Genomic DNA, 9,873 nt, shown 5'->3' with positions numbered 1-9,873 from the left:
GTCGCCGCCGTCGTCGACCTCGACACCGACCGGGCCGAGGCGATCGCCGCCGGCGTCGACGGCTGCACGGCCTTCGCCGACCCCGCCGAGGCGCTGGCCTCGCCGGGCGTCGACGCCGTGCTCGTCGCCTCGCCGGGCCCGGCCCACGAGGCGGCTCTGCTCACCGCCTTCGCGCACGACCTGCCCGTCCTGTGCGAGAAGCCCCTCACCCCGGACACCGCCGCCGCGCTCCGTCTGCTGGAGGCCGAACAGCGGCTCGGCCACCGCAGGGTGCAGGTGGGCTTCATGCGCCGCTACGACCGTGAGTACGTCAGGCTCAAGGCCCTGCTGGACAGCGGGGAACTGGGCCGCCCGCTGATGCTGCACAACCGGCACCGCAACCCCGAGAACCCGCCCGGCTTCACCAGCGCCATGGCCATCAACGACTCCGTGGCCCACGAGATGGACATCACCCGCTGGCTCCTCGGCCAGGAGGTCACCGCCGTCACCGTGCTGCGCCCCCGCCCGTCCGGGAACGCCCCCGAGGGCCTCGCCGACCCCCAGTTCGTCGTCCTGGAGACCGACGGCGGCGCCCTCTCCGACGTCGAGATCTACCTCAACGCCCGCTACGGCTACCAGGTCCAGGCCGAGGCCGTCTGCGAGCACGGCACGGCCCGCATCGGCGACGGGCACGACCTGCTCGTCACCGCCGCGGGACGTTGGGGCGGCACGGTCACCCCCGGCTACCTGGAGCGCTTCGAGGACGCCTACGACCGCGAGGTCCAGGCGTGGGTCGACGCCACCCGCCGCGGTGAGGTGACCGGCCCCGGCATCTGGGACGGGTACGCCGTCGCGGCGATCTGCGAGGCGGCCGTCCGCTCCCAGACGGAGGGAGGCCGCGTCGAGGTCCACCTCGTCGACCGCCCCGCCTTCCACGGCGCCTGACCTGCGCCACCGCCGACGAGGCGGCGCATGGGTTCGCCATCTGTGACCGGGACCCCAGTGCTTCCCGTCCGGTGGGCATGCTCAGTTCAAGGGCGCACGACGCGCCCCCGTCGGGAGGGCTGAGGCTCATGGGAATCGAGGACCGCGAGCAGGCGCGAACCCTGGCCGGGAAGACCGCGCTGATCACCGGCGCGGGCACCGGCATCGGCCGGGAGACGGCGCTGCTGCTCGCCGAGGAGGGCGCCACAGTCGTCCTCGTAGGACGCCGTCGGCATGTGCTGGACGAAGTCGCGGCCGTCGTCACGGGAAACGGCGGCACGGCCCTCACCCGCCCCACGCACATCGAGAACGCCGAGGACGTACGGGCACTCGTCGCCTGGACCCGGGACACCGCCGGGCCCGTCGACATCCTCGTCAACAACGCGGGCGGTGCGGGACGGGTCGTCGACGTCCGCTGGACCGGCGAGGACGAGTGGAACGCCGTCATGGGCGTCAACCTCACCGCGGTCTATCTGCTCACCCAGGCCGTCCTCCCGGACATGCTGGAGCGCGGCGGCGGCTCCGTCGTCACGATCTCCTCCCTGGCCGCGATCCGGCCCACCCTCCTCGGCGGCGCCCCCTACGGCGCCGCGAAGGCCGGCGTGCGGAACTTCATGGCGTACCTCCGCAACAGCTATCGCGACGAGGGCATCCGGGCGACCTGCATCCTGCCCGGCGCGGTCGACACACCGGTCCACGACACCCGCGCCGTACCGCCGGGCCCGGAACAGCGGGCCGCCATGGTGCGGCCCGAGGACGTGGCGCGCGCCGTGCTCCTGTGCGCCTCGCTCCCGGAGCGGACGCTGATCGAGGAACTGGTCATCGCGCCCACCGTGCAGCGGCACCCGTGACGGACGGGATCACAGGCTTGTCAGCACCTGCGACGACATCGTCTTGATCATGGTGTTGGTCCAGCGCATCTGGCGCAGTGTCCGTGGGTGACAGGTGGAGGCCAGCGAGAGCAGCGCCGGGTCCTTCGCCGCCTGGGCGGGCTGGGCCAGCATCTCCCAGTGCAGGGAGTTCGCCGTGGCGCTCAGGTGGAGTTCGCGCAGGTCCCGCAGGAGCAGCAGCGCGGGATCGAGGGCGTCGGCGGTCACGGCGCTCGACCGGTTCCCGTGCGGGGCGAACACCGCGTCGGACACGTCGCCCGCTTCCGGCGGGCCGGTGAGGTCCACCTCGCGGTCCGCGGCGGTGGCGGCGATCCGCCGGACGTGTTCGCGGGACCAGGCGGCGAGGTCGGTGGCGACATGGTGGATCTCGTGCTCGGCGCGGTGCCGGTCGGCGACCCGTGCGAGTTCCCCGGCCAGGTTCCGCTCGCTCCGATGGAGCGCGCGCAGGGCGAGGGCGATGCCGTCGTTCACCGGGTGCCTCCGTCGTGGTCGAGGGCGGTCAGCGCGGCGGCGACCGTCTTGAACAGCGGCTGCTCGGACGCCGGGTCCGCGTCCGTGATCGTCGTGGGTCCGGCCGGTCTTGGTCCGGGTGTGGAAGTGGTACAGCGTGCGGCCCGTGGTGAGCTGGAGCGGGTACTCCTCGTCGGGTTCCTCGTGCGGGGCCAGGTACTCGGCGGCCTTGAGCACCGCCTTGCTGTCCGGGTTGAAGGGAGCGGTACTCGACGACGTCGGCGGCGGCGCCGGTGACCAGGTCCTTGCCGTAGGACTCGCAGACATCGGGGTGCCCCCAGTCGAAGCCCTCGCCGTAGAGCCGCCGGGTGCCGTCGGGGGTCCGCTCGTCGCAGGGCTACTGGATGCCGCTGCCGCCGCGCAGCCGGTCGTACGACAGGCCGGTGTAGTCGCACGGGCGGCTCCCGCGTCGGCCGCTCCCGCCGCCCCGGCTCCGGCCGCCGCCCACGCGCGGACACCCGCACACGGAGGCCATCCACGGGTGTGCCCATACGCGGACGTCCGGGCCGGCCCGTGGGGGCCGGCCCGGACGCCGGGGTCGGAGGGGGTCGGATCAGCTCCGGCCCGTGTCACTCGGGGATCGGGATCCCCGCGGGATCAGACGAGGTCGAACCGGTCCAGGTCGGAGACCTTGGCCCACGCCGCGACGAAGTCCTTGACGAACTTCTCCTTGGCGTCGTCGCTCGCGTACACCTCGGCGAGGGCACGGAGCTCGGAGTTCGAGCCGAAGACCAGGTCGGCACGGGTGCCGGTCCACTTGACCTCGCCGGTGGCCGCGTCACGGCCCTCGAACAGGGTCTGGTCCTCGGAGGTGGACTTCCAGGTCGTGCCCAGGTCGAGCAGGTTGACGAAGAAGTCGTTGGTCAGCTTGCCCGGGGTCGCGGTGAAGACGCCGTGCGTGGAGCCACCGGTGTTGGCGCCCAGGACGCGCAGACCACCGACGAGGGCCGTCAGCTCGGGGGCGCTCAGGGTCAGCAGGTTCGCCCGGTCGAGCAGCAGGTACTCGGCGGGGAGACGGTTGCCCTTGCCCAGGTAGTTGCGGAAGCCGTCGGAGGTCGGCTCCAGCGCGGCGAACGACTCGACGTCGGTGTGCTCCTCCGTCGCGTCCACACGGCCCGGCGTGAAGGGGACCTCCACGTCGAAGCCGGCGTCCTTGGCGGCCTTCTCCACGGCGGCGGCACCACCGAGGATGATCAGGTCGGCCAGGGAGACCTTCTTGGCGCCGGTGTTGAACCCGGCCTGGACGCCCTCCAGGACGCTCAGGACGTGACGCAGCTCGTCCGGGTTGTTGACCTCCCAGCCGCGCTGCGGCTCCAGGCGGATACGGGCGCCGTTGGCACCGCCGCGCTTGTCGCTGCCGCGGAACGTGGACGCCGACGCCCAGGCGGTGGAGACCAGCTGGGAGACGGTGAGACCCGAGTCGAGCAGCTTCGCCTTGAGCGCCGCGATGTCGGCGGCGTCGATGGCCTCGCCCTCGGCCTCCGGCAGCGGGTCCTGCCAGAGCAGGGTCTCCTCCGGGACCTCCGGGCCGAGGTACAGCGACTTCGGGCCCATGTCACGGTGGGTCAGCTTGTACCAGGCGCGGGCGAAGGCGTCCGCGAACTGGTCGGGGTTCTCGTAGAAGCGACGGGAGATCTGCTCGTAGACCGGGTCGAAACGCAGCGACAGGTCGGTGGTGAGCATGGTCGGCAGGTGCTTCTTCGACGCGTCGTGCGCGTCCGGGATGATCGCCTCGGCGTTCTTCGCCACCCACTGCTTGGCGCCGGCCGGGGACTCCGTCAGCTCGTACTCGTACTCGAAGAGGTTCTTGAAGAAGCCGTTGCTCCACCGGGTCGGCGTGGCCGTCCAGGTCACCTCCAGGCCGGAGGTGATGGTGTCGCCGCCCTTGCCGGTGCCGTAGCTGGACTTCCAGCCGAGGCCCTGCTCCTCCAGGGTGGCGGCCTCGGGGTCGGCGCCGACGTTGTCCGCGGGGCCGGCGCCGTGGGTCTTGCCGAAGGTGTGACCACCGGCGATGAGGGCGACGGTCTCCTCGTCGTCCATCGCCATGCGGCGGAACGTCTCACGGATGTCACGGGCGGCGGCGACCGGGTCCGGGTTGCCGTTGGGGCCCTCGGGGTTGACGTAGATCAGACCCATCTGGACGGCACCGAGCGGGTTCTCCAGCTCGCGGTCGCCGGAGTAGCGCTGGTCGTCGAGCCAGGTGGTCTCGGGACCCCAGTACACGTCCTCCTCGGCCTCCCACACGTCCACGCGGCCGCCGGCGAAGCCGAAGGTCTCGAAGCCCATCTGCTCCAGCGCGACATTGCCGGTGAGGATCATGAGGTCGGCCCAGGAGATGGACTGGCCGTACTTCTTCTTGACCGGCCACAGCAGACGGCGGGCCTTGTCCAGGTTGGCGTTGTCCGGCCAGCTGTTCAGCGGCGCGAAGCGCTGCTGACCGGCGCCGGCGCCACCACGGCCGTCGCTGATGCGGTAGGTGCCGGCGCTGTGCCAGGCCATACGGATCATCAGCGGGCCGTAGTTGCCGAAGTCGGCCGGCCACCAGTCCTGCGAGGTGGTCAGTACCTCGGCGATGTCCTGTTTCACGGCCGCCAGGTCGAGGTTCTTGAACGCCTCGGCGTAGTCGAACTCCTCACCGAGGGGGTTCGCCACGGCGGGGTTCTTGGCGAGGATCTTCAGGTTGAGCCGCTCCGGCCACCACTGACGGTTACCGCCACCCTGAGTGGGGTGCGCGGCACGGCCGTGGGCAACCGGGCAACCGCCTGCACCCTCCGCCTTCTGATCCGTGACGATCGCGTCGTGGTTCTCAGTCATGGGAGTCCTTCCGAACTGGGTGGATCACGGTGCTAACTGCCGGCTTTGGCTTGCGAGCACTGAGGGCACAGGCCCCAGTAGATGACCTCGGCCTCGTCGATCGCGAAGCCGCGGTCGTCGGACGCCGTCAGGCACGGGGCGTGGCCCACGGCGCAGTCGACGTCGACCACGGCGCCGCAGGACCGGCACACAAGGTGATGGTGGTTGTCCCCGACACGGCCCTCGTACAGGGCCGGGCTGCCGGGTGGTTCGAGACGGCGGACGAGTCCCGCTTCGGTGAGCGCGCTGAGCGCGTCGTACACGGCCTGGACGGATATATGGCCGACGCGATCGCGGACGCCGGAGGCGATCGCCTCGACGCCGAGATGGTCGCCGTCCCGGACGGTCTCCAGCAGAGCGACCCGCGCGGCCGTCACCCGCAGGCCGGCACCGCGCAGCTCCTCGGCGGTGGTCGGAGTCTGGGGCTCGGTCATGACGACAACCTACCCCCTCAAACACGAATAGTTCAAGAAAACGAATGACCCAAGTTTGGTGAACGGTTTCGGACACGCCCGGCGTGGACGGGCCGCTCGCCGGCGGCGACACTGGAGGGGAGGGAAGCCATGAATCCGCAGCTGCGCCGTGGTGGAGCCCCGGCGGCGACGCGTTTTCGCGACCGGTCGCACGCCGGGCGCGAGCTGGCCGCGCGCCTGCGCCCGCTGGGGGAGAGGGGCGAGCTGCCCGGTCCGGTCGTCCTCGCCCTGCCCCGCGGCGGAGTCCCCGTCGCCCGGGAGGTCGCACGGGCCCTCGGCGCGCCCCTCGACGTGCTCGTGGCCCGCAAGATCGGGGCGCCGTTCCAGCCGGAACTCGGCGTCGGCGCGATCGTCGGCGACGCCCCGCCCCTGTTCGACCGGTCGGCGCTCGCCGCCCTGGGGCTCACCGAGGCCGACCTCGCCCCCGTCGTCGCACGGGAGCGGGACGAACTCCGCCGACGGGAGCGCCGCTACCGGGGCGGCCGACCCGCCCTCGACCTGCGGGGCCGCACCGCGATCGTCGTCGACGACGGCCTGGCGACCGGCGTCACGGCCCGCGCCGCACTGCGCGCCGCCCGCCGGGCACACCCCGCGCGCCTGATCCTCGCCGTGCCCGTCGGCGCCCCCGAGTCCGTCGAACTGCTGCGCGGCGAGGCGGACGTGGTGATCTGTCTGCGCAGCCCGTACGGCTTCCGCGCGGTCGGCCACTGGTACGACAACTTCGACCAGCTCACGGACGCGGACGTCCTGGCGGTGCTGGCGGACGTGTGACCGGACGTTTGATGAAGGAGGCGGACCCGGATGAGCCCTACCCGGTCGACGAGCGACGCGCGGTCTGCGACCGGCAGGCGGTCCGGCAGCGGCGGCGGTAGCCGTGCCGGAAGCGACAGGGAAGCCTCGAGTGGCTCGCGGGACGGCGGCCGGGCCTATGACGCCGGGCCGTTTCTGCCGAGTCGTGGCGGCCTCGCGGCACACCGGCGCGCGGCGGCGGACTGCCGCGGCTGCCCGCTGCACGAGGACGCCACGCAGACGGTCTTCGGCGCCGGCCCGGAGTCCGCGAGGATCCTCCTCGTGGGGGAGCAGCCCGGCGACCAGGAGGACCGGCAGGGCGAGCCCTTCGTCGGCCCCGCCGGACGGCTGCTGCGACGGGCCGCCGAGGAGGCCGGGATCGACATGGACGAGGCGTACGTGACCAACGCCGTCAAGCACTTCAAGTTCGTACGACCGCCGGGCGGCGGCAAGCGCCGCATCCACAAGGCGCCCGAACTGCGGGAGGTCGCCGCCTGCCACCCCTGGCTGAGCGCCGAACTACGCCTGGTGCACCCCGAGATCGTCGTGGCCCTCGGCGCGACCGCCGGCAAGGCGCTGCTGGGCAGCTCCTTCCGGGTCACCAAGGACCGGGGCGCCCTGCTGCCGCTGCCGGGCGACGAGGACCAGAACGGCCGCCCTCATGTCGTCGCCACGCTCCACCCGTCGGCCGTCCTGCGCGCCGACGACCGCGAGGGCGCGTACGCGGGGCTGGTGGCGGACCTCAGGGTGGCGGCGGAGGCGCTGGCCGGGGGCGGCGGGACGGGGAGCTGAACCCCGAGTGTGTACGGGGTCGCCCGCAGGGCCGCCTGCGGGATTGCCGACAGGGTCGCGTGCGGGGTTGTCTACGGCTTGAGCCCGACCCCACCGAAGCAGTCCACGTCCCGCGGCTCGTCATCACGTCCGGAGCCGGAGCCGGAGCTCATGCCGATGCCGGAGCCGGACTTGACCCCGCTCGGACCGTCGCCCGGGCAGTCCGCTCGCTCGGCCCGCCACCGGCCCACGGACACGAGCCCCGGTTCGAGCAGCTCCAACCCCTCGAAGAAGCGGGCGAGTTGCTCGGGGGAGCGGTTGACGCGGGGATTGTCGCTGGTCTTGTTCCAGTGCTCGACCATGGAGCGCATGGCCTCCGGCCGGTACACCTCGGTGCTGTCGCCGAACACGAGGTGACTGCCGGAGGGCAGCGCGTCCACCAGGCGGGCGACGACGTCGTACGCGGACTCGTCGGGGAGGTGCGCGGCGACGCCGAGGAGGATGAGGCCGACGGGCCGGCTGAAGTCGAGGGTCCGGGCGGCGCGTTCGAGGATGGTGTCCGGGTCGCGCAGGTCGGCGTCGACGAAGGCGGTGGCTCCCTGAGGGGCGCCGCCGAGAAGGGCGTTGGCGTGGACGAGGACGGTGGGGTCGTGGTCGACGTAGACGATCCGCGCGTCACGGGCGACGCGTTGGGCGACCTCGTGGGTGTTGTCGGCGGTGGGGAGCCCCGTACCGACGTCGAGGAACTGCCGTAACCCGGCCTCCGCGGCGAGATGGGTGACAGCCCTGCGCAGGAACGCCCGTTGCGCGCGGGCGATGTCGACGATCTGGGGGTTGGCCCGCCGGATCTCCTCCCCGACCTGCCGGTCGATCTCGTAGCAGTCCTTGCCGCCGAGCCAGTAGTTCCAGATCCGCGCCGAGTGCGGTACCCCGGAGTTGATCATCGGACGGTCAAGTGACATGAGGGCTCCCCGTGTGATGCGTGCAAGAGCCACCCAACCTAACAAGATCGCCATGCTCGTGATCGGCAATCCGCCCCACGCCCGCGGACACCGTCGAGATCCGGCCGCGAGTCGCCCTACGACACCTTCCCCAGGGCAAGTTGACCACCTGTTAGCGTGCGCGGATGGAAGATCTGGGACCCGTGGCCTGGCCGCCTGAGCCGATCCGTACCGAGAGGCTCGTGCTCCGTGAGCCCGCGACCTGGGACCGTGCGGCGTTCATCGAGCTGCACTCCTCGCCGGAGGTGCACACCTACCTCGGCGGCCCCCGGCCACGTGACGAACTCGAACGTGAGATGCCCGAGGTGCCCGCGCGGTGGCCCGGGAGCTTCGTCGTCGATCTCGACGGGAAGATGATCGGTCACGTCCTGCTCAGACGAGCGACGGGGCACCGTCGCCCGGCCGCCGCGGGCAAGCTCGACCTCGGCTACCTCTTTCTCCCCCGGGCATGGGGACACGGATACGCCGCCGAGGCGTGCGCGGCGGCCCTCGGCTGGCTGACCGCCGCGCTCCCCGGCGAGCCGGTGGTCCTCACCACCCAGACCGCCAACACCCCCTCGATGCGCCTGGCCACGAAACTGGGCTTCAGCGAGGTGGAACGCTTCGAGGCCTGGGACGCCGAGCAGTGGCTCGGCCTGCGGCCCCCGGTTGCGCCGTGCGGTTGAGGTCGCGACGCGCCCCGCAGGCCCGCACCCTCGGAGCGGGCCGAGCGCTGCTACGCGTGGCGGGCTCGACCTCCGCTTATGTGGTCGATCTGTTCGAGGAGAACCGCGTTCAACTGCGCCCGCGCGGCCCTGACCCGCTGCAGGGCCTCCACGACCTCGCGGGTTACCGGAACGCCCTGCGGGGCGGGGCCGCGCAGGACTTCGGCGCGGACCGTGCGGGTCGCCTCTCGTAACCGGCCGAGGAGTTGGGACAGGGCCGCAGACGCTGAACCGTTCGCACTGCCCGGCCCCGGACCACCAGGAGGAGCCTGCACCAGCGGAACGCCGTGGGGTGGCGTGTCCTGCGATGAGAGCCAGAGGCCACTGTGAGCCAGGGCGTGCCCGGCCTCGTTGGCCTCGGCGCTGACCCGGTCGACGTTCTCGTCGAATCGGTCGATGTCCACCGGGCGGTGGGCCTCCAGATCCTGGACCGTGCGCTCCAGCGCGTCGACCCATGCCCGACCCGTGGTGCGCATCTTCAGCAGCCGAGTGATCTCCGCTTCCCTCCTGAGAGTCCGCTCCTCACTCGTCCGCTGCTCCGCCTGCCGCCGGTGCAGAAGAGCCGGGCCGAACACCGTGGCCAGCCCGGCGATACCCGCCCCTCCCAGTGCGCCGAGCAGTCCGTACAACGCGCCGTTGTCGCTCATGCCTCGACTCCTTCGGGATGCGCACCGGTACACGTGCCACGAGTGTGCTCGTATCCGGGCACCGGAGGGCGGCGTTCGCGTCATGCGCCCTCGCCGGTGTGAAGCCCTACGACGCACGCATCCGTCACGGCTCACCCGTCACAGGTTCACGCGTCGCCGCTTCCGCCGACCAGCACCACCTCCAGTGTGCGTGGGCCGTGGACTCCCTCCACTCGGTCGAGTTCGATGTCGCTCGTGGCGGAGGGGCCGGAGATCCAGGTCAGGGGGCGGGT

11 protein-coding genes and 1 pseudogene are annotated in these 9,873 nt (G+C 72.0%); 5 read left to right on the top strand and 7 right to left on the bottom strand.

Annotation, left to right across the window (positions count from 1 at the left end):
- Both AOK23_RS15765 and AOK23_RS15760 read left to right on the top strand, forming a co-directional pair.
- On the top strand, nt 1-924 hold a 924-nt coding region (locus tag AOK23_RS15765), incomplete at its 5' end, for a Gfo/Idh/MocA family protein (protein ID WP_240496403.1).
- Between the two features lie 128 nt (nt 925-1,052).
- Complete coding sequence (locus tag AOK23_RS15760; RefSeq protein ID WP_055713346.1) at nt 1,053-1,814, top strand: SDR family oxidoreductase; 762 nt, start codon at nt 1,053-1,055, stop codon at nt 1,812-1,814.
- A 9-nt stretch (nt 1,815-1,823) separates the two neighbouring features.
- Here AOK23_RS15760 and AOK23_RS15755 read toward each other — a convergent pair whose 3' ends face one another.
- The 4 genes and pseudogenes from AOK23_RS15755 to AOK23_RS15745 form a co-directional block, all read right to left on the bottom strand.
- The gene (locus AOK23_RS15755) at nt 1,824-2,324 is read right to left on the bottom strand and encodes a hypothetical protein (RefSeq protein WP_055713348.1); all 501 of its coding nucleotides are present in this window, start codon (nt 2,322-2,324) and stop codon (nt 1,824-1,826) included.
- A gap of 66 nt (nt 2,325-2,390) precedes the next feature.
- Nucleotides 2,391-2,763, bottom strand: a pseudogene (locus tag AOK23_RS44975) (nitrate reductase); the annotation flags it as partial.
- A 197-nt stretch (nt 2,764-2,960) separates the two neighbouring features.
- Entirely contained in the window at nt 2,961-5,177 is a 2,217-nt protein-coding gene (gene katG, locus AOK23_RS15750; RefSeq protein ID WP_055713345.1) for a catalase/peroxidase HPI, read from the bottom strand.
- A 32-nt stretch (nt 5,178-5,209) separates the two neighbouring features.
- Complete coding sequence (locus AOK23_RS15745) at nt 5,210-5,650, bottom strand: Fur family transcriptional regulator (protein ID WP_055713344.1); 441 nt, start codon at nt 5,648-5,650, stop codon at nt 5,210-5,212.
- A gap of 129 nt (nt 5,651-5,779) precedes the next feature.
- On the opposite strand from AOK23_RS15745, the gene AOK23_RS15740 reads away from it, so the two are divergent.
- Together AOK23_RS15740 and AOK23_RS15735 are read left to right on the top strand one after the other, a co-directional pair.
- Entirely contained in the window at nt 5,780-6,460 is a 681-nt protein-coding gene (locus tag AOK23_RS15740) for a phosphoribosyltransferase (RefSeq protein ID WP_055713343.1), read from the top strand.
- 30 nt (nt 6,461-6,490) lie between these two features.
- The gene (locus tag AOK23_RS15735) at nt 6,491-7,270 is read left to right on the top strand and encodes a UdgX family uracil-DNA binding protein (RefSeq protein ID WP_079049501.1); all 780 of its coding nucleotides are present in this window, start codon (nt 6,491-6,493) and stop codon (nt 7,268-7,270) included.
- 71 nt (nt 7,271-7,341) lie between these two features.
- Here the strand turns inward: AOK23_RS15735 and AOK23_RS15730 are convergent, their stop codons facing one another.
- On the bottom strand, nt 7,342-8,211 hold the full coding sequence (locus AOK23_RS15730; RefSeq protein WP_240496402.1) for an SAM-dependent methyltransferase: 870 nt from the start codon (nt 8,209-8,211) through the stop codon (nt 7,342-7,344).
- Nucleotides 8,212-8,375: 164 nt separating this feature from the next.
- Between AOK23_RS15730 and AOK23_RS15725 the strand changes: the two genes are divergently transcribed.
- Nucleotides 8,376-8,915, top strand: coding sequence for a GNAT family N-acetyltransferase (locus AOK23_RS15725; RefSeq protein ID WP_055713341.1), 540 nt, complete (start codon nt 8,376-8,378; stop codon nt 8,913-8,915).
- A 50-nt stretch (nt 8,916-8,965) separates the two neighbouring features.
- Here AOK23_RS15725 and AOK23_RS15720 read toward each other — a convergent pair whose 3' ends face one another.
- Together AOK23_RS15720 and AOK23_RS44035 are read right to left on the bottom strand one after the other, a co-directional pair.
- Nucleotides 8,966-9,601, bottom strand: coding sequence for a hypothetical protein (locus AOK23_RS15720; protein ID WP_055713340.1), 636 nt, complete (start codon nt 9,599-9,601; stop codon nt 8,966-8,968).
- A gap of 146 nt (nt 9,602-9,747) precedes the next feature.
- Nucleotides 9,748-9,873: LUD domain-containing protein (locus tag AOK23_RS44035; RefSeq protein ID WP_169800302.1), on the bottom strand; the 126-nt coding region annotated here is incomplete at its 5' end.

This window comes from Streptomyces torulosus, from assembly GCF_001419765.1.
GTDB classification, from domain to species: domain Bacteria; phylum Actinomycetota; class Actinomycetes; order Streptomycetales; family Streptomycetaceae; genus Streptomyces; species Streptomyces torulosus.
This window is presented reverse-complemented; position numbering and strand designations above follow the sequence as displayed.

What these genes read in the sequence shown, in the direction of transcription:
- AOK23_RS15760 (WP_055713346.1), top strand. Translation starts at nt 1,053, where the DNA reads ATGGGAATCGAGGACCGCGAGCAGGCGCGAACCCTGGCCGGGAAGACC.
- katG (WP_055713345.1), bottom strand. Translation starts at nt 5,177, where the DNA reads ATGACTGAGAACCACGACGCGATCGTCACGGATCAGAAGGCGGAGGGT.
- AOK23_RS15745 (WP_055713344.1), bottom strand. Translation starts at nt 5,650, where the DNA reads ATGACCGAGCCCCAGACTCCGACCACCGCCGAGGAGCTGCGCGGTGCC.
- AOK23_RS15740 (WP_055713343.1), top strand. Translation starts at nt 5,780, where the DNA reads ATGAATCCGCAGCTGCGCCGTGGTGGAGCCCCGGCGGCGACGCGTTTT.
- AOK23_RS15735 (WP_079049501.1), top strand. Translation starts at nt 6,491, where the DNA reads ATGAGCCCTACCCGGTCGACGAGCGACGCGCGGTCTGCGACCGGCAGG.
- AOK23_RS15730 (WP_240496402.1), bottom strand. Translation starts at nt 8,211, where the DNA reads ATGTCACTTGACCGTCCGATGATCAACTCCGGGGTACCGCACTCGGCG.
- AOK23_RS15725 (WP_055713341.1), top strand. Translation starts at nt 8,376, where the DNA reads ATGGAAGATCTGGGACCCGTGGCCTGGCCGCCTGAGCCGATCCGTACC.
- AOK23_RS15720 (WP_055713340.1), bottom strand. Translation starts at nt 9,601, where the DNA reads ATGAGCGACAACGGCGCGTTGTACGGACTGCTCGGCGCACTGGGAGGG.